Raw genomic sequence first — 17,134 nt, 5'->3', positions numbered from 1 at the left:
TTGGGGAGTACGGTCCCCGGAACCGGATCGGCCCTTCGGCTGACCCGGGCGCCCCTCGCCTGTCCCTACGCTGGGTTACGTGCAGCGCCTCTACGACTTCATCCGCAGACACCCGACGGGCGTCGACTGCTTCTGGGCCGTCGTCCTCCTCGGGCTCTCCGGCGTGTCCATGGTGGGTGGCCCGGCGAGCGGACTGGAGCGCGTCGCCGCCGTTCCGATCACCCTCGGCCTCTGTGTGGTCGTGGCGTTGCGCCGGCGGGCACCGGAGAAGATGCTGCTGCTCGCCATCGCGATGGGCGTGGTGCAGCTGGTCACCGGTTTCGGGCCCGGCGTCATGAACTTCGCGATGCTGGTGATCGTCTTCACCGTGGCCACCGTCGGGGAGCGCTGGGCGTCCCGGCTCGCGCTGGTCTGCAGCCTGTGCGCGGCGGGCCTGTCCAAGCTGCGCTGGCAGGCGGACCTGCCGGCCGCCAGCTGGCCGGAGCAGGTTTTCATCGTCGTCGTGCTGACCGTGCCGTTCGTGCTCGCCTGGGTGCTCGGCGACTCGATGCGGACCAGGCGCGCCTACTTCAGTCAGCTGGAGGAGCGCGCCGCCCGGCTGGAGCGGGAGCGCGAGGCGCAGTCGAAGGTGGCGGTGGCGGCCGAGCGGGCCCGGATCGCCCGCGAGCTCCACGACGTCGTCGCGCACAACGTGTCGGTGATGGTGGTACAGGCCGACGGTGCGGCGTACGTCATGGACGCCGCGCCCGACCAGGCCCGGCAGGCCCTGGAGACCATCTCCAGCACCGGCAGGCAGGCGCTCGCCGAGATGCGGCGACTGCTCGGGGTGTTGCGGACGGGCGATGCGCAGGAGAGCGGGGAGTACGTCCCGCAGCCGGACGTGAACCAGATCGAGGATCTGATCGAGCAGGTCAGGCAGACCGGCCTGGCCGTCGACTTCAAGGTCGAGGGCACCTCGCGCCCGCTGCCCAGCGGGGTCGAGCTGACCGCGTACCGCATCGTGCAGGAGGCCCTGACCAACACCCGCAAGCACGGCGGTCCCGATGCGGGGGCCAGTGTGCGTCTGGTCTACTTCGACGACGGGCTCGGGCTGCTGGTCGAGGACGACGGCCGGGGCGCGGCGCACGAACTGTACGAGGACGGCGGCGCCGACGGCGCGGGCCACGGAATGATCGGGATGCGCGAGCGGGTCGGCATGGTCGGCGGCACGCTGGACGCCGGACCGCGTCCCGGCGGCGGCTTCCGGATCAGCGCGCTGCTGCCGCTCAAGTCGGCCCACTAGGGCCTGGCTCCTCGGAATCGTCGCAGTACAGAACTTCAGACTTCAGACTTCGGACATCGGACTTCGGACTTGCAGGGCGGAACTCCGGCTCTGCGGGACAGACAGGAGACAGGACCCCTCATGGCCATCCGCGTGATGCTCGTCGACGACCAGGTGCTGCTGCGCACCGGCTTCCGGATGGTGCTCGCCGCCCAGCCGGACATGGAGGTCGTGGCCGAGGCGGGCGACGGCGCGGAGGCGATCGAGAACCTTCGTTCCACCGCCGTCGATGTGGTGCTGATGGACGTACGGATGCCGAGGCTGGACGGTGTCGAGGCCACCCGGCGGATGTGCGCGGAGCCGGACGCGCCCAAGGTGCTCATCCTGACCACGTTCGACCTCGACGAGTACGCTTTCTCCGGGCTGAAGGCCGGGGCCAGCGGCTTCATGCTCAAGGACGTGCCGCCCGCCGAGCTGCTCGCCGCGATCCGCTCCGTGCACAGCGGGGACGCCGTCGTCGCCCCGTCCACCACCCGCCGGTTGCTGGACCGTTTCTCCCCGATGCTGCCGAGCGGCAACAGCGAACCGCAGCACAAGGACATCGCCCGGCTCACCGAACGCGAGCGCGAGGTGATGCTGCTGGTGGCCCAGGGCCTGTCGAACGGCGAGATCGCGGCGCGCCTGGTGCTCTCCGAGGCGACCGTGAAGACGCACGTGGGCCGCATCCTCACCAAGCTGAGCCTGCGCGACCGGGTGCAGGTCGTGGTCCTCGCGTACGAGACGGGCATGGTCCGGGCCGGCGGCGGCTCCGTCTGACCGGGGCGGCCCGGCGGCGGGGTCGGCGCGATCCGGAGCGGCCCGGCGGCGGGGCGGTGCGGCCCGGGGCGGCCCGGGGCGGCCCGGCGGGGGTTCAGCGCAGGATGCCTTCCAGGAAGTCGCTGCCGAGCCGTGCCACCGAGGTCAGGTCCAGCTGGTGCAGTACGTACCGGCCGCGCCGCCGGGTGGTGACCAGGCCCGCCTTCTTCAGCACCGCGAGATGCCGGGAGACCTCGGGCGCCGTGATGCCGTGCGTGTCGGCGAGCTGACCGGTGGTGTGCGGGGAGCGGGCGAGGTGGCGGCAGAGCCGCATCCGCATCGGGTGGGCCAGCGCCTCCATGCGCAGCTGGAGCAGTTCCACGGAGGCGGGCGAGGGCAGCTCGGGCTGGTGCACCGGGTAGTGGATCACCGGGCGCCAGCCCGGCGCGTGCAGCAGGTTGAGGTGCGGCCAGCCGAAGGTGGACGGGATCAGGGTGAGCCCGGGGCCGACGGCGCTGGTCCGGCCCTCGCTCAGCTTGTCGGCGCTGATCCTGGTCCCGGCCTCGTCGACGGTCAGCGCCGTGGACACCGCGCCCATCGCCTCGCCGATCCCCTTGCGCCGCAGCAGGTCGTTCTTGTGCCGGGCGTCGGCGGCCAGCTGGACCTGTACCCGGCGCCAGGTGTCCGCGAAGAACGCCCGCTCGCAGTCCTCGAACAGGCGCCGCACCCAGCGGCGTACGGGGGCCGGATCGGTCAGCAGCTGCTGGGCGAACTCCACCTGCCGGGGGCCGCGCGCCGCCGCCATCTCCAGGGCGCGGGCGCGCATCGTCGGATCGGTGAGCGGGGAGGGCGCGCCGAGCCCGTAGAAGCTGGTGCAGGTGAATTCCAGGGCGGCGGCGACGAACCGCTCGTCGTCCAGCCGGTCGAGGATGTCGAGGTCCTCGGCGAGGTTGGCGCCCGTCCTGCCGTTGCCGCCGCGGACCCCGGCGAACGGCATGAAGACGTCCGAGAACGTGTGGCGCCACAGGAAATCGGCCTCGTGCAGCCGGTCGGCGAGGTCGGGCTCCAGCGCGCTGGAGGTCGCCGTCGCCCAGCCGTGCAGGCCCGGGTGGTGTCCCGGCTCGGAGAGGGCGTGCAGGGCCAGCCCCAGCTCGGCGAGGGGGGAGGTCTCGAAGACGATGCGGTCGGGACTCAGCCCGGAGATGTCGATGTGCACGCTCACCCCTCCATAGTGCGGGGTGCCCGCGAAAGGCCCGGCGCCATTTGACGGGGCTCGTCAATCGGCGGGCGGGGCCGGCCGGGACCGGCCCACGCTGAGGCCATGGACGCCATTCAGCAGCACATGATCGACAGCTATCGCGCGGTCCAGCGGGGCGAGCTGCCGCCGCCACTGCCGGGTCGGCACGACTGGGACGTGGTGCGCGAGGCCCGCGAACGGCGCCGCTTCGACGCGGTGATCGCGGGCCGCCCGGCGCGCGGCCGCCGGCGGGCGGCGCTCCGCTCCCTGCTCGGGAAGCTCCGGGAGTCCGGGAAGCCCGGGAAGTCCGAGAGGCTCGGGAAGCCCGGGAAGTGCCGCCCGTCCGGCGCCTGAGTACGGCACCGGTCGGGTCGGCCCGGTGGGGCTCCCGGCACGGGGCGGACTCTGTGCCCGGCCTTCCACGAACGGCTCTCAGCCCGGCCTTCCACGAACGGTCCTCAGCCCGGCCGTGCCACGAGCTTCCGTCCCGTGACAGCCCTCAGACCAGCCGCTCCATGAACTCCCGCACCGCTTCCCGTACATCGTCGGCGGTCCACTGCAGCCCCTCATGCCCCACCGTCACCTCGGTGAACGACGTCCCGGGCGGTCCGGCGGCCGCGGGGTACCACTTGCGGAAGAGGGAGACGCCCGTCTCCTCCGCCTGCCGCACCGCCGCCTCCGTGAGGACGTCCGCCCCGTACGGCAGCCACACCTGGAACTGGTGCGTGTGCGGCGGCTCGGGATGCACCCGGAACCACGGGGCGCCGGCCGCCGAGAAGCCCTCGGCCAGTGCCCCGGCCACCACCTTGGCCCGTGCCACGTACGAAGGCAGCTGCGGCAGCTCCTGATCGAGGCCGATCAGCGCCGCGAGCGCCGCCGGGAACTGCTGGAAGAGCTGCCCGCCGTACCGGTGGCGCCAGGTGCGCGCCTCCTCGATCAGCGAGGCGGGACCGGCCAGCGCGGCCCCGGAGATGCCGCCGAGGGTCTTGTAGAACGACACGTACACGCTGTCCGCGAGCGCCGCGATCTCCGGCAGCTCCCGTCCGAAGTGGGGGGCGCACTCCCACAGCCGCGCGCCGTCGATGTGCACCACCGCATCGCGTTCCCGGGCGGCCGCCACCACGTCCTGGAGCTCCTCCCACGTAGGCAGGACGAAACCGGCGTCGCGCAACGGCAGCTCCAGCATCAGCGTGCCGAACGGCTCCTCGAAGTCGCGGATCTCCTGTGCCGTGGGCAGCCGGGGAGCGGACGTCGGGTGGACGGTGCGCAGCCCGCTCACCGCCCCCAGCGCGCCGCGCTCGTGGACCTCGGGGTGGGCGAGCGGGTGCAGCGCCACCGTGGGGTTGCCGGTCCGCCCGGCCCAGCACCGCAGCGCGACCTGCTGTGCCATCGTCCCGGTCGGGAAGAACGCGGCGGCCTCCGTGCCCAGCAGGCCCGCGATCCGTTCCTCCAGCTCGGCGACGACGCCGTCGCCGTAGATGTCCGAGGGGCGGTCGAGATCGGTGACGGCCCCGGCCCCGGCCTCCAGCGCGGCCAGCCGCTCACGGAGCGAGAGGTTCATGGGCGCCCGGAACAGGACTCGTTCGGCCGCGGCCCAGGCGTTGATCCTGCGCAGCTGCTGCGCGTCCTCCTGATTCCCCTGCACCTCCTGATTCCCCTGTTCCTGATCTCCCCGCTCCTTCTGATCCCCCGGTGATGCCTGATCCCCCGGTGATGCCGGCTGCGACTGCCCGCCCGTGTCCGCTGTGTCTGTCATGGGACGATCATCACGCAGCGTGCGGCCCGGACCCGCACGATTTACGGGCGCTTCCGGCCCGGGGCCGCGCACCCCCGCCCGGACTTTTCCCACAGGCTGTGGACAGCCGGGGGCCCGGACGAAGCGCTGGCGTAGCATGCAGAGAAATCGTCCGGTACCCCCCGCGGACTGGAACGGAAGGCCACCGCCGCGTGAATGCAACAGCCCCCCATGACCCCCTCGAAGCGAGGGACCGCCCCGCCCGCCTCACGGTCGGCGTCGTGGGCGCGGGCCGTGTCGGCCCCGCTCTCGCCGCGTCGCTCCAGCTCGCCGGGCACCGGCCGGTCGCCGTCTCCGGCGTCTCCGACGCGTCCGTGCGCCGGGCCGCCGCCCTGCTGCCCGACGTACCGCTGGTGCCGCCCGCAGAGGTCCTCGCCCGCGCCGAGCTGGTGCTGCTGACCGTCCCGGACGACGCCCTGCCCGGCCTGGTGGAGGGCCTCGCCGAGACCGGCGCGGTGCGGCCGGGACAGCTGCTCGTCCACACCTCGGGGCGGTACGGGACACGGGTCCTGGACCCGGCGCTGCGGGCCGGCGCACTCCCGCTCGCGCTGCACCCCGCGATGACGTTCACCGGCACCTCCGTCGACGTCCAGCGGCTGGCCGGCTGCTCCTTCGGCGTGACCGCCCCCGAGGAGCTGCGGCTGGCGGCCGAGGCGCTGGTCATCGAGATGGGCGGCGAGCCCGAGTGGATCGCGGAGGAGTCCCGTCCGCTTTACCACGCGGCGCTCGCGCTGGGTGCGAACCACCTGGTCACGCTGGTCGCCCAGTCGATGGAGCTGCTGCGTACGGCCGGGGTCACCGCCCCCGACCGGATGCTCGGCCCCCTCCTCGGCGCCGCACTCGACAACGCCCTGCGCTCCGGCGACGCCGCGCTGACCGGCCCGGTGGCCCGCGGCGACGCGGGCACGGTCGCCGCGCACATCGGCGAGCTGCGCAGGCACGCCCCACAGACCGTGGCCGGATACGTCGCGATGGCCCGCGCCACCGCCGACCGCGCCCTCGCCCACGGCATGCTCAAGCCGGAGCTGGCCGAGGACCTGCTCGGGGTCCTGGCCGACGGCGCCGGCCCCGGCACCACGGACGGCACCGGATCACAGGAGCCCCGATGACCGACCCGACCGGCACCCCCCGCCCCGGTACGTCCGATGCCCTCCGCCCGGGCACGCCCGGCGCTTCCCGCCCCGGTACGTCCGACGGCACCGGCCCCGGCACGCCCGGCGCTTCCCGCCCAGGTGCATCCGATGCCCCCCGCCCGGGCACGCCCGGCACCCCCCGCCCCGCCGCCGCCTCGCCCGCGTTCCCCGCACCCCCCGCGGCCGCCCTGCTCCGTACCGGCGCCGAGCTCGGCGCGTCCGCCCCGCTCAAGGGGGCGCGGGCCGTCGTCATGACCATGGGGGCGCTGCACGAGGGCCACGCCGGCCTGATCCGCGCCGCCCGCGCGGCGGCCGGCCCCGACGGCCAGGTGGTCGTCACCGTCTTCGTCAACCCGCTCCAGTTCGGCGACGCCGCCGACCTGGACCGCTACCCCCGCACGCTCGACGCCGACCTCGCCGTGGCGGCCGCCGCCGGGGCGGACGCGGTCTTCGCGCCGTCCGTCGACGAGGTCTACCCCGGAGGCGAACCGCAGGTCCGGATCTCCGCCGGCCCCATGGGCGAGCGGCTCGAAGGGGCCTCGCGCCCCGGACACTTCGACGGCATGCTCACCGTCGTCGCCAAGCTCCTCCACCTCACCCGCCCCGACGTCGCGTTCTTCGGGCAGAAGGACGCCCAGCAGCTGGCGCTGATCCGCCGCATGGTGCGCGATCTGAACTTCCCGGTGGAGATCGCCGGAGTGGAGACGGTCCGCGAGCCGGACGGCCTCGCGCTCTCCAGCCGCAACCGTTTCCTGGACGCCGAGGAGCGGCACACCGCCCTCGCCCTGTCCAAGGCCCTGTTCGCCGCCCGCGACCGGCTCGCCGCCCAGCAGGCGCTGCACGCCCGCGCGCAGACCACCTCGGCCACCACCGGCCGGGCCGCCGCGCTCACCGCGCTCGGCGAGGCCCGTGCCGCCGCCGACACCCAGGCGGTGGCCCTGGCCCGCCCGGAGGACGGGCCCTCGGCGGTACGGGCCGCCGCGCTGCTGATCCTCGACGACGCGGTGGCCGCACAGCCCCCGCTCGTCCTCGACTACCTGGCGCTGGTGGACCCGGCCGACTTCACCGAGGTCCCCGACGACCGCACCACCGGCGCGGCGATCCTCGCCGTCGCCGCGAGAGTCGGCAGGACCCGGCTCATCGACAACATCCCGCTGACCTTCGGAGCCACCACGTGACCGGAATACGGCTGACCGCCCCCGCCCCCGGCTGGTCCATCGACGCCGACGTCGTGGTGGTCGGCTCCGGCGTGGCCGGTCTCACCACCGCACTGCGCTGCGCGGCCGCGGGCCTCGCCACCGTCGTCGTCACCAAGGCCCGCCTCGATGACGGCTCCACCCGCTGGGCGCAGGGCGGCATCGCGGCCGCCCTCGGCGAGGGCGACACCCCCGAGCAGCACCTGGACGACACCCTGGTCGCGGGCGCCGGCCTGTGCGACGAGGCGGCGGTCCGCACGCTGGTCACCGAGGGCCCCGACGCCGTACGCCGGCTGATCGGGACCGGTGCCCACTTCGACACCACGGACAGCGGCGACATCGCGCTGACCCGTGAGGGCGGCCACCACCGCCGCCGCATCGCCCACGCGGGCGGCGACGCCACGGGCGCCGAGATCTCCCGCGCCCTGGTCGAGGCGGTCCGCGAGGCCGCCCTGCACACCGTGGAGAACGCGCTCGTACTGGACCTCCTCACCGACGCCGAGGGCCGTACCGCGGGCGTCACGCTGCACGTCATGGGCGAGGGCCAGCACGACGGCGTCGGCGCGGTCCGCGCCCCCGCGGTGGTCCTGGCCACCGGCGGCATGGGCCAGGTCTTCTCCGCCACCACCAACCCGGCGGTCTCCACCGGCGACGGCGTGGCACTGGCGCTGCGGGCCGGAGCCGAGGTCTCCGACCTGGAGTTCGTCCAGTTCCACCCGACGGTCCTCTTCCTCGGCACCGGCTCCGAGGGCCAGCAGCCGCTGGTGTCGGAGGCGGTACGGGGCGAGGGCGCCCATCTCGTCGACGCGTCCGGGACCCGCTTCATGCTGGGGCAGCACGAGCTGGCCGAGCTGGCCCCGCGCGACATCGTCGCCAAGGCCATCACCCGGCAGATGCAACTGCGCGGCACCGATCACATGTACCTCGACGCCCGCCACTTCGGCGCCAAGATGTGGGAGCAGCGCTTCCCCACGATCCTGGCGGCCTGCCGCACCCACGGCATCGACCCGGTCACCGAACCGGTCCCGGTCGCCCCCGCCGCACACTACGCCTCCGGCGGCATCCGCACCGACCTGCGGGGACGTACCACGGTGCCCGGCCTGTACGCCTGCGGCGAGGTCGCCTGCACCGGTGTGCACGGTGCGAACCGGCTGGCGTCCAACTCCCTCCTGGAGGGCCTCGTCTTCGCCGAACGCATCGCGGCGGACATCGTCGAGGAGCGGCCCGGCGCGGGCCCCGCCGAAGCCGGCGACCACCGCGCGCCGTCCCCGCTGATCGCCCCGGAGGCCCGGTCCACGATCCAGCGGATCATGTCCAGGGGCGCCGGAGTGCTGCGCTCCGCGGAGAGCCTGGCCACCGCCGCCGACGAGCTGGAGGCCCTCCACAACAGCGCCGCGCTGGCCGTGGAGGCGGACGAGCCCAAGGTCGCGGTGCCCGGCGTCGAGGCGTGGGAGGTCACCAACCTGCTGCTCGTCTCGCGCGTCCTGGTCGCCGCCGCCCGGCAGCGCGAGGAGACCCGCGGCTGCCACTGGCGCGAGGACCGGCCCGAACGCGACGACGAGAACTGGCGCCGCCACCTCGTCGTCCGGCTCACCCCGGAGCGTCGGCCCGTCCTCCGTCGGACGGAGACCGAGGCATTCGGGCCCGTAGGCCCCGTCCAGGCACCAGACTGCGCAGCAGCACCCCCCACCCACCCCGCCGACGTCACCGAGGAGCCGTAACCGTGAGCACGCCCGAAGAGAATCCGCGCCCCACACCCGTGGACGTACCGCTGGTCCGGATCGGCGCGCCCGCACCGTCCGAGGGAGGCTGCGGGGACGGCTGCGGCTGCGGCGGGGACTACGAGCTCGACCAGCTGGAGTGCGGCCTCGACCCGGCACTCGCCCAGCTCCTCGCCGACGCGGGCCTGGACCCGGTCCAGGTCGAGGACGTCGCGCACGTCGCCATCGAGGAGGACCTGGACGGCGGGGTGGACGTCACCACCGTCGCGACCGTCGCCGAGGACGCCGTGGCCACCGGTGACTTCACCGCCCGCGAGGCGGGCGTCGTGGCCGGTCTGCGGATTGCCGAGGCAGTCCTGTCCATCGTCTGCACGGAGGAGTTCGCGGTCGAGCGGCACGTCGAGGACGGCGACCGGGTCGTCCCCGGCCAGAAGCTGCTGACCGTCACCACCCGCACCCGCGACCTGCTCACCGGCGAGCGCGGGGCGCTCAACCTGCTGTGCCGGCTCTCCGGCATCGCGACCGCCACCCGCGCCTGGGCCGATGTGCTCGAAGGCACCGGGGCCAAGGTCCGCGACACCCGCAAGACCACCCCGGGCCTGCGCGCCATGGAGAAGTACGCGGTGCGCTGCGGCGGCGGCGTCAACCACCGGATGTCGCTGTCGGACGCGGCACTGGTCAAGGACAACCACGTCATCGCCGCGGGCGGCGTCGCCGAGGCCTTCAAGCGGGTTCGGGACGAGTTCCCGGACGTACCGATCGAGGTCGAGGTCGACACCCTCCAGCAGGTCCGCGAGGTGCTCGACGCGGGCGCCGACCTGATCCTGCTGGACAACTTCACCCCGATCCAGACGGCCGAGGCGGTCGCGCTCGTCGGTGGCCGCGCGGTCCTGGAGTCTTCGGGCCGGCTGTCCCTGGACTCCGCCCGCGCCTACGCCGAGGCGGGCGTCGACTACCTGGCCGTCGGCGCGCTCACCCACTCCTCGCCGATCCTCGACATCGGCCTGGACTTCCGCGACACCGACGGGGCCGGCGCCTGATGCTGCTCACCATCGACGTCGGCAACACCCACACCGTCCTCGGCCTGTTCGACGGCGAGGAGATCGTCGAGCACTGGCGGATCTCCACCGACGCCCGCCGCACCGCCGACGAGCTGGCCGTGCTGCTCCAGGGCCTGATGGGCATGCACCCGCTGCTCGGCATGGAGCTGGGCGACGGCATCGAGGGCATCGCGATCTGCTCCACGGTCCCGGCCGTCCTGCACGAGCTGCGCGAGGTGACCCGCCGCTACTACGGCGACGTCCCCGCGGTCCTCGTCGAGCCCGGCATCAAGACCGGGGTGCCGATCCTGATGGACAACCCGAAGGAGGTCGGCACGGACCGCATCATCAACGCGGCCGCCGCCGCCGACCTGTACGGCGGTCCGGCGATCGTCGTCGACTTCGGCACGGCCACCACCTTCGACGCGGTGTCCGCCCGGGGCGAGTACACCGGCGGGGTCATCGCCCCCGGCATCGAGATCTCGGTCGAGGCGCTCGGCGTCAAGGGCGCCCAACTGCGCAAGATCGAGCTGGCCCGGCCGCGCAGCGTGATCGGCAAGAACACGGTCGAGGCGATGCAGTCGGGCATCATCTACGGCTTCGCCGGCCAGGTCGACGGCGTCGTGGCCCGGATGAAGAAGGAGCTGGCGGCCGACCCGGAGGACGTCACCGTCATCGCGACGGGCGGCCTTGCGCCGATGGTGTTGGGGGAGTCCTCCGTCATCGACGAGCACGAGCCCTGGCTCACCCTGATCGGCCTGCGCCTGGTGTACGAGCGGAACGTGTCCCGGATGTAGCGGACACGGGCCGTACCTGCGGGAACGGCTCGCGGTGGCGGTGGCCCGCCGCCGCGCCGCCGACGGCCAGTTAAGCGGATTTTGTCCATTTAGCACGTATTGTCGCGTTATGCCCACGCCATACGGATCACGCGGCGGCATGGCGTTCAGCGCGGACGAGCTGCGGGTGCTCCGACGTGCCCTCGCCATCGCCCTCCACCCCATGCCCCTGCCGGACGACGACGTCCAGGACTGCCTGCGGCTGGCCGGCGCCGTGGACGAGGCGGTCGGCGAGGCGGGACGGCTGCGCACGTTCCTCCTCGCCGACCTCGTCCGCTACCGCAACGCCCTCCCCGGGTCCGTCAGCGGCTACCTGGAACTGCTCCAGGACGCCCTGGCGGGCGGATACGACCCCGGCCCCGACGACCTCGCCGCACTGCGGGCGCTGCGCCACAGGCCGGTGGCCGCGGCGCTCCTGGAGCGCTGTCAGGTGCTCGCCGAGCGCTCGGTCCGCGCCCGCCTCGCCGGACGCGCCGTGGCGGCGAAGGCCCCCGCGCCGCGCAGCAGGCTGCTCGCCCTGCCCGGCGGCCGGGCCGCCGACGCCGAACCCGAACGGCCCAGGACCCCGGCGGAACCCGCCCGGCCCACCCGGCCGGCCGGACGCCCCGCGCCGAAGCCCTCGGAGGTCTTCCCGCCCCGCCGCCGCCCGGTCCCGCCGCCGCAGCAGCGCGCCGCCGGATAGCGGAGGGGCGACGCGGAAGCCCGTACCGGCCTCGCTACTCTGGACAACATGGACTACGTATCCGCGCTCGTTCCCCCCGTGGTGATGGCCGTCTTCTTCATCGGCGTCGTCGTGACGATCGTCAAGAGCCAGGGCGGTCCCAACAAGGCCAAGGAGGACGCGGCCGTGGATCTGGCGATCGGCCGCGCCGAGTCGGTCCAGCAGGCCCCGCGCGCCGACGGCGCCTGATCCGGCACCCCGCAGTACGCGAAGGGCGCACGGCTCCCGAGGAGCCGTGCGCCCTTTTGCCGGATCGATAAACCGGTCATTCCAGTCATGTGGCACTAAAGTGACATTGTGCCCCGCCAATTGGGAGATCTGGAAGACGCCGTGATGACACGGGTCTGGCAATGGAACCGTCCGGTCACCGTGCGGGAAGTCCTTGAGGACCTTCAGCAGGAACGCTCCATCGCCTACACCACCGTCATGACGGTAATGGACAATCTCCATCAGAAGGGCTGGGTGCGCAGGGAAGTCGACGGCCGCGCATATAGATATACGGCGGTCTCCACCCGCGCCGCCTACTCGGCCGCACTGATGAACGAAGCATGGTCGCGCAGCGACAACCCGGCGGCCGCTCTTGTCGCCTTCTTCGGCATGATGTCCGCCGAGCAGCGCGAAGCCCTCCAGGACGCCATGCGGATCGTTCAGCCCGGCCTCTCCGGGCCGCAGTCCGGCGAACCCGCCGGCGCGGCGAGTGATGAAGCAACCGGCGAAGCGGCCGAAGATCCGGCCGATGGGGCGGGCCCGGAGGCCGGGCGATAGCGTCGGGGGTATGTCCTCAGAGCTTCCGCATGCCGATTCCCGTACCGAACCGCCGGCCATAAACACAGCCATCACGGTCCGACGGGCCAGGACCAGCGATGTGGCATCGGTCCGCCGTCTCCTCGACGGGTACGTACGCGAAGGCATCCTGCTCGACAAAGCGACCGTGACGCTTTACGAGGACATCCAGGAGTTCTGGATCGCGGAACGCGACGAGGACGCCCGGGTCATCGGCTGCGGAGCACTGCACGTGATGTGGGAAGACCTCGCCGAAGTGCGTACTCTCGCCGTCGACCACAGCATCAGGGGCGCCGGAGTCGGCCATCAAGTGCTGGACAAGTTGTTGCAGACCGCCCGCTGGCTGGGCGTGCGACGGGTTTTCTGTCTCACCTTCGAAGTCGACTTCTTCGCGAAGCACGGCTTCGTGGAGATCGGAGAGACGCCGGTCGACGGAGATGTCTACAGCGAGCTGCTGCGTTCCTATGACGAGGGTGTAGCAGAGTTCCTGGGTCTCGAACGGGTGAAGCCGAACACCTTGGGCAACAGCCGGATGCTTCTGCATCTGTGACCGCGATCTGTGACCGCCACAAGAAACCGGAACCCTATGTCCGAATCGCGCATGTTTCCCGCGTTCCGGTGATCCTGAACCTCTCCCGGGGGTTTGTGTTTTCCGGGGAAAAGCGGTTTCCTTTCCGCGTACTGCATTTTCGATGAAAGGGAATCCAGTGGCACAGAAGGTTCAGGTCCTTCTTGTCGATGACCTCGACGGCGGCGAGGCGGACGAGACGGTCACGTTCGCTCTCGATGGCAAGACGTACGAGATTGACCTCACGACGAGCAACGCGGACAAGCTCCGTGGTCTTCTTGAGCCGTACACCAAGGGTGGCCGGCGCACGGGTGGCCGCGCAGCGTCCGGCCGTGGCAAGGGTCGCGCCGTTGCGGGTGGCAACAAGGACACTGCCGAGATCCGTAAGTGGGCCCGCGAGAACGGCCACAATGTGAATGACCGCGGCCGTGTACCCGCGGAGATCCGCGACCTTTACGAGAAGGCCAACGGCTGAGCTGTCGACCCAACCGTCGACGGCCCCGTTCGGGCACGCATCAACCGGGCCCGGTGGCATTCCGTAGCCACCGCGTCCACCAGCCGTACGAGATCGGGAGCACCCCCACCCCTGCTCCCGAGGCCGGCGAGGGCCGGGAATTCCGACCCTTCCTCGTGTCGAAGCCCGGGGGGCCGCAGCCATGCAGCGGTCCCCGGCCGGCCGGCCATCCGTCCGGGCGGCACCGGCGCGGTGATCCGGCCGCCCGTGCCGATGGCGGTCAGTGAGAGGGCGACGCCGCCCCACTCCAGCCAGTCGAGCAGTCCTGGGAGCTCGTCGGCGCTTCCCACCGCGACCAGCAGGCTCATCCGCGCTCCCGACAGCGCCACGGGTCCCGTGCGGTCCAGCCGCCGCAGCGCCGCGTGACCGGCGGCCGCGGGAACCTGGAGCACGTCGAACCGCAGCCCGGTCAGCAACCGCACAGGCGCGGTCCCCGCCGTCGCCCAGCCGAGCTCGCGTTCGTACCACTGCGCCCAGCGGGCACAGTCGCCGTTCTCCCGCTCGCCGGTGACCGATGGCGCGGGGTACGGGACGGTGATGGCCATGCCGGAAGAACGGCCCGGACGCCCCCAGGGTTACGCAGAGTCCGCGAGCGGGTGCGCGATGTGTCCGGGATGGGGGCGTAGGGACGTATTCGGGAGCGCCAATATGTTCGCCCGTAGCGGAGGGAACCGGCGCGCGCCGCATGGACTGTCTGTAATTGCGGGTAAGACATCCCTAGTGGGGAGGGGCGACACGCAGGTTCGGGCATCTCACGTTCGCCATCGGCGTACTGGCGAAAGGGGTATCTGCCTGGCCTGCGGGAACATCGTCTCGCACCATCGGGTTGGAGAAGTTGTCGGCGTTCGGGGCAGGAGGCCAAGGACGGTGTCGGCAGTTGGAATGAGCGGTCCCCGCTTGCGGGACTAAGCTGCGGAAGGACAGGGAGGGGACCGACCCCTTACTGCCTGACCGCTCTGAGGAGCGATTAACGATGTTCGAGAGGTTCACCGACCGCGCGCGGCGGGTTGTCGTCCTGGCTCAGGAAGAAGCCCGGATGCTCAACCACAACTACATCGGCACCGAGCACATCCTCCTGGGCCTTATCCATGAGGGTGAGGGTGTCGCCGCTAAGGCCCTGGAGAGCCTCGGGATTTCGCTCGAGGCGGTCCGCCAGCAGGTGGAGGAGATCATCGGCCAGGGCCAGCAGGCCCCGTCCGGGCACATCCCCTTCACGCCCCGGGCCAAGAAGGTCCTGGAGCTCTCGCTCCGCGAGGCCCTTCAGCTCGGCCACAACTACATCGGCACCGAGCACATCCTGCTCGGCCTGATCCGCGAGGGCGAGGGCGTCGCCGCCCAGGTCCTCGTGAAGCTGGGCGCCGACCTGAACCGGGTGCGGCAGCAGGTCATCCAGCTGCTCTCCGGGTACTCGGGCAGCAAGGAGGCGGCGACCGCGGGCGGCCCCGCGGAAGGCACGCCCTCCACGTCCCTGGTGCTCGACCAGTTCGGCCGGAATCTCACCCAGGCCGCTCGCGAATCCAAGCTCGACCCGGTCATCGGGCGCGAGAAGGAGATCGAGCGGGTCATGCAGGTGCTGTCCCGCCGCACCAAGAACAACCCGGTCCTCATCGGCGAGCCCGGCGTCGGCAAGACGGCGGTCGTCGAAGGACTGGCGCAGGCCATCGTCAAGGGCGAGGTGCCCGAGACCCTCAAGGACAAGCACCTCTACACCCTCGACCTCGGCGCGCTGGTCGCCGGCTCCCGCTACCGCGGTGACTTCGAGGAGCGCCTGAAGAAGGTCCTCAAGGAGATCCGCACCCGCGGCGACATCATCCTGTTCATCGACGAGCTCCACACCCTCGTGGGTGCGGGTGCCGCCGAGGGCGCGATCGACGCCGCCAGCATCCTCAAGCCGATGCTGGCCCGCGGTGAGCTCCAGACCATCGGTGCCACCACGCTCGACGAGTACCGCAAGCACCTGGAGAAGGACGCCGCGCTGGAGCGCCGCTTCCAGCCCATCCAGGTCGCGGAGCCGTCGCTGCCGCACACCATCGAGATCCTCAAGGGTCTGCGCGACCGCTACGAGGCCCACCACCGCGTCTCCATCACGGACGAGGCGCTGGTCCAGGCCGCGACGCTGGCCGACCGGTACATCTCGGACCGCTTCCTGCCGGACAAGGCGATCGACCTGATCGACGAGGCCGGTTCCCGGATGCGTATCCGCCGGATGACCGCGCCGCCGGACCTCCGCGAGTTCGACGAGAAGATCGCCGGCGTCCGCCGCGACAAGGAGTCCGCGATCGACTCGCAGGACTTCGAGAAGGCCGCTTCCCTGCGTGACAAGGAGAAGCAGCTCCTCGCCGCGAAGACCAAGCGCGAGAAGGAGTGGAAGGCCGGCGACATGGACGTCGTGGCCGAGGTCGACGGCGAGCTGATCGCCGAGGTCCTGGCCACCGCGACCGGCATCCCGGTCTTCAAGCTGACGGAGGAGGAGTCCTCCCGTCTGCTGCGCATGGAGGACGAGCTCCACAAGCGCGTCATCGGGCAGAAGGACGCCATCAAGGCCCTCTCGCAGGCGATCCGCCGTACGCGGGCCGGCCTGAAGGACCCGAAGCGCCCCGGTGGCTCGTTCATCTTCGCCGGTCCGTCCGGTGTCGGTAAGACGGAGCTCTCCAAGACGCTCGCCGAATTCCTCTTCGGCGACGAGGACGCGCTGATTTCCCTCGACATGTCGGAGTTCAGCGAGAAGCACACGGTTTCCCGCCTCTTCGGTTCTCCCCCCGGTTACGTGGGTTACGAAGAGGGCGGCCAGCTCACCGAGAAGGTGCGCCGCAAGCCGTTCTCCGTCGTCCTCTTCGACGAGGTCGAGAAGGCCCACCCCGATATCTTCAATTCCCTGCTCCAGATTCTGGAAGACGGTCGTCTGACCGACTCCCAGGGCCGGGTCGTGGACTTCAAGAACACGGTCATCATCATGACGACCAACCTCGGGACGCGGGACATCTCGAAGGGCTTCAACCTGGGCTTCGCCGCCCAGGGCGACGTCAAGACCGGCTACGAGCGGATGAAGAACAAGGTCAACGAGGAGCTCAAGCAGCACTTCCGGCCCGAGTTCCTCAACCGTGTCGACGACACGGTCGTCTTCCACCAGCTGACCGAGGAAGACATCATCCAGATCGTCGACCTGATGGTCGACAAGGTGGACGAGCGCCTCAAGGACCGCGACATGGGCATCGAGCTCAGTGCCGAGGCCAAGTCGCTGCTGGCGAAGAAGGGCTACGACCCCGTGATGGGCGCCCGGCCGCTGCGCCGGACGATCCAGCGCGAGATCGAGGACATCCTCTCCGAGAAGATCCTCTTCGGCGAGCTGCGCCCCGGTCACATCGTGGTCGTCGGCACCGAGGGCGAGGGTGAGGAGAAGGCCTTCACCTTCCGCGGCGAGGAGAAGTCGGCACTGCCCGACGTCCCGCCGATCGAGCAGGCGGCAGGCGGCGCCGGCCCGAACATGTCGAAGGACGTGTGAGGACGCCGCCGAGCGCCTGAGCAGTAATCGAA

Annotated in this window: 17 protein-coding genes; 14 read left to right on the top strand and 3 right to left on the bottom strand. The window is 71.7% G+C overall.

Going from position 1 to position 17,134, the window contains the following annotated elements:
* Window positions 1–79 precede the first annotated feature (79 nt).
* The gene (locus ABZ622_RS32355) at window positions 80–1,282 is read left to right on the top strand and encodes a sensor histidine kinase (protein WP_360549297.1); all 1,203 of its coding nucleotides are present in this window, start codon (window positions 80–82) and stop codon (window positions 1,280–1,282) included.
* Between the two features lie 120 nt (window positions 1,283–1,402).
* Window positions 1,403–2,077, top strand: coding sequence for a response regulator transcription factor (locus ABZ622_RS32350; RefSeq protein WP_124719483.1), 675 nt, complete (start codon window positions 1,403–1,405; stop codon window positions 2,075–2,077).
* A 94-nt stretch (window positions 2,078–2,171) separates the two neighbouring features.
* On the opposite strand, the gene ABZ622_RS32345 is transcribed toward ABZ622_RS32350, so the two are convergent.
* Entirely contained in the window at window positions 2,172–3,272 is a 1,101-nt protein-coding gene (locus ABZ622_RS32345) for a DUF5937 family protein (protein ID WP_360549348.1), read from the bottom strand.
* Window positions 3,273–3,377: 105 nt separating this feature from the next.
* Between ABZ622_RS32345 and ABZ622_RS32340 the strand changes: the two genes are divergently transcribed.
* Window positions 3,378–3,647, top strand: coding sequence for a hypothetical protein (locus ABZ622_RS32340; RefSeq protein ID WP_360549295.1), 270 nt, complete (start codon window positions 3,378–3,380; stop codon window positions 3,645–3,647).
* A 145-nt stretch (window positions 3,648–3,792) separates the two neighbouring features.
* Here ABZ622_RS32340 and ABZ622_RS32335 read toward each other — a convergent pair whose 3' ends face one another.
* Window positions 3,793–4,938 (bottom strand): beta-eliminating lyase-related protein, encoded by a 1,146-nt coding sequence (locus ABZ622_RS32335; RefSeq protein WP_360549293.1) that lies wholly within the window; start codon window positions 4,936–4,938, stop codon window positions 3,793–3,795.
* Window positions 4,939–5,240: 302 nt separating this feature from the next.
* Between ABZ622_RS32335 and ABZ622_RS32330 the strand changes: the two genes are divergently transcribed.
* The 10 genes from ABZ622_RS32330 (at window position 5,241) to ABZ622_RS32285 (ending at window position 13,561) form a co-directional block, all read left to right on the top strand.
* Entirely contained in the window at window positions 5,241–6,197 is a 957-nt protein-coding gene (locus ABZ622_RS32330; protein ID WP_360549291.1) for a DUF2520 domain-containing protein, read from the top strand.
* The gene (gene panC / locus ABZ622_RS32325; RefSeq protein WP_360549289.1) at window positions 6,194–7,399 is read left to right on the top strand and encodes a pantoate--beta-alanine ligase; all 1,206 of its coding nucleotides are present in this window, start codon (window positions 6,194–6,196) and stop codon (window positions 7,397–7,399) included. The genes ABZ622_RS32330 and panC overlap by 4 nt, the downstream gene beginning before the upstream one ends.
* On the top strand, window positions 7,396–9,138 hold the full coding sequence (locus ABZ622_RS32320; RefSeq protein WP_360549287.1) for an L-aspartate oxidase: 1,743 nt from the start codon (window positions 7,396–7,398) through the stop codon (window positions 9,136–9,138). The genes panC and ABZ622_RS32320 overlap by 4 nt, the downstream gene beginning before the upstream one ends.
* Window positions 9,139–9,140: 2 nt before the next feature.
* Window positions 9,141–10,178 (top strand): carboxylating nicotinate-nucleotide diphosphorylase, encoded by a 1,038-nt coding sequence (gene nadC, locus ABZ622_RS32315; protein WP_360549285.1) that lies wholly within the window; start codon window positions 9,141–9,143, stop codon window positions 10,176–10,178.
* Entirely contained in the window at window positions 10,178–10,975 is a 798-nt protein-coding gene (locus ABZ622_RS32310; RefSeq protein ID WP_124719476.1) for a type III pantothenate kinase, read from the top strand. The genes nadC and ABZ622_RS32310 overlap by 1 nt, the downstream gene beginning before the upstream one ends.
* Window positions 10,976–11,114: 139 nt before the next feature.
* Window positions 11,115–11,696 (top strand): hypothetical protein, encoded by a 582-nt coding sequence (locus ABZ622_RS32305; protein ID WP_360549346.1) that lies wholly within the window; start codon window positions 11,115–11,117, stop codon window positions 11,694–11,696.
* Window positions 11,697–11,744: 48 nt separating this feature from the next.
* Window positions 11,745–11,924, top strand: a complete 180-nt coding sequence (locus tag ABZ622_RS32300; protein WP_360549283.1) for a hypothetical protein — start codon at window positions 11,745–11,747, stop codon at window positions 11,922–11,924.
* Window positions 11,925–12,032: 108 nt separating this feature from the next.
* Window positions 12,033–12,500 carry a BlaI/MecI/CopY family transcriptional regulator gene (locus ABZ622_RS32295; RefSeq protein WP_360549281.1) on the top strand — a complete coding sequence of 156 codons (468 nt, stop codon included), beginning with the start codon at window positions 12,033–12,035 and terminating at the stop codon, window positions 12,498–12,500.
* A 10-nt stretch (window positions 12,501–12,510) separates the two neighbouring features.
* Window positions 12,511–13,068: an amino-acid N-acetyltransferase gene (locus ABZ622_RS32290; protein WP_329591325.1), complete on the top strand. Its 558-nt coding sequence runs from the start codon at window positions 12,511–12,513 to the stop codon at window positions 13,066–13,068.
* 157 nt (window positions 13,069–13,225) lie between these two features.
* On the top strand, window positions 13,226–13,561 hold the full coding sequence (locus ABZ622_RS32285) for an Lsr2 family protein (RefSeq protein WP_124719472.1): 336 nt from the start codon (window positions 13,226–13,228) through the stop codon (window positions 13,559–13,561).
* On the opposite strand, the gene ABZ622_RS32280 is transcribed toward ABZ622_RS32285, so the two are convergent.
* A complete protein-coding gene (locus ABZ622_RS32280) occupies window positions 13,540–14,145 on the bottom strand; it encodes an SCO3374 family protein (RefSeq protein WP_360549278.1) in 606 nt (201 codons plus the stop codon). The two genes, ABZ622_RS32285 and ABZ622_RS32280, sit on opposite strands and share 22 nt — an antisense overlap.
* Before the next feature lie 428 nt (window positions 14,146–14,573).
* Between ABZ622_RS32280 and ABZ622_RS32275 the strand changes: the two genes are divergently transcribed.
* Window positions 14,574–17,102: an ATP-dependent Clp protease ATP-binding subunit gene (locus tag ABZ622_RS32275; RefSeq protein ID WP_360549276.1), complete on the top strand. Its 2,529-nt coding sequence runs from the start codon at window positions 14,574–14,576 to the stop codon at window positions 17,100–17,102.
* Window positions 17,103–17,134 lie beyond the last annotated feature (32 nt).

Origin of the sequence: Streptomyces sp. NPDC007164 (genome assembly GCF_040634135.1) — a bacterium.
Lineage (GTDB): Bacteria > Actinomycetota > Actinomycetes > Streptomycetales > Streptomycetaceae > Streptomyces > Streptomyces sanglieri.
The sequence above is the reverse complement of the archived record's forward strand: the minus strand, read 5'-3'. Positions and strand labels throughout refer to the sequence as shown.

What these genes read in the sequence shown, in the direction of transcription:
- ABZ622_RS32290 (WP_329591325.1), top strand. Translation starts at nt 12,511, where the DNA reads ATGTCCTCAGAGCTTCCGCATGCCGATTCCCGTACCGAACCGCCGGCC.
- ABZ622_RS32280 (WP_360549278.1), bottom strand. Translation starts at nt 14,145, where the DNA reads ATGGCCATCACCGTCCCGTACCCCGCGCCATCGGTCACCGGCGAGCGG.
- ABZ622_RS32275 (WP_360549276.1), top strand. Translation starts at nt 14,574, where the DNA reads ATGTTCGAGAGGTTCACCGACCGCGCGCGGCGGGTTGTCGTCCTGGCT.
- ABZ622_RS32350 (WP_124719483.1), top strand. Translation starts at nt 1,403, where the DNA reads ATGGCCATCCGCGTGATGCTCGTCGACGACCAGGTGCTGCTGCGCACC.
- ABZ622_RS32305 (WP_360549346.1), top strand. Translation starts at nt 11,115, where the DNA reads ATGGCGTTCAGCGCGGACGAGCTGCGGGTGCTCCGACGTGCCCTCGCC.
- panC (WP_360549289.1), top strand. Translation starts at nt 6,194, where the DNA reads ATGACCGACCCGACCGGCACCCCCCGCCCCGGTACGTCCGATGCCCTC.
- ABZ622_RS32340 (WP_360549295.1), top strand. Translation starts at nt 3,378, where the DNA reads ATGGACGCCATTCAGCAGCACATGATCGACAGCTATCGCGCGGTCCAG.
- ABZ622_RS32310 (WP_124719476.1), top strand. Translation starts at nt 10,178, where the DNA reads ATGCTGCTCACCATCGACGTCGGCAACACCCACACCGTCCTCGGCCTG.
- ABZ622_RS32300 (WP_360549283.1), top strand. Translation starts at nt 11,745, where the DNA reads ATGGACTACGTATCCGCGCTCGTTCCCCCCGTGGTGATGGCCGTCTTC.